The following is a 544-nucleotide window of genomic DNA, read 5'->3' as shown; positions in this document are numbered from 1 at the left end:
GCCTGCTCGTTGTACCCATCAAACGACGAGTTTTTAAAAGACGTAGAAGAAGAACTTCGATTCCAAATTCCGCGCCTTAAAGCGCATCCTTCCATTGCACTTTGGTGTGGCGATAACGAAGTGATTGGTGCCATTGGTAGGTATGACGAATCTAAGCACAACCAAGTAAAGTACACCGTCAATTATGACCGCCTCGATCGCATGATTGAACACGTGATTACTCAGCAAGATGATTCGCGCCGCTTTTGGCCGAGCTCTCCCTGCAATGGCGAGTTGGATTTTGGTGACGCATGGCACGACGATAGCAAAGGCGACATGCACTTTTGGGATGTATGGCATTCGGGTAAATCATTTAGCGCGTATTTAAACATTAACCCACGTTTTTGCTCCGAATTTGGTTTCCAATCTTGGCCGTCTTTCGCGGAGGTGAAGCAGTTTGTACCCGAGCGAGACTGGAACATCACTTCACCAACGTTCGAGCAACACCAAAAGAATCCACGTGGTAACAGCATCATCACTGAGATGTTTACTCGTTACTTCCGTT

The 544-nt window shown here is 47.1% G+C and carries 1 pseudogene; it reads left to right on the top strand.

Annotated elements, in window-relative coordinates:
• A pseudogene (locus R7Q11_RS28715) lies at nt 1-544 on the top strand (glycoside hydrolase family 2 protein); the annotation flags it as partial.

This window comes from Vibrio sp. 970 (assembly GCF_033339075.1).
The sequence above is the reverse complement of the archived record's forward strand: the minus strand, read 5'-3'. Positions and strand labels throughout refer to the sequence as shown.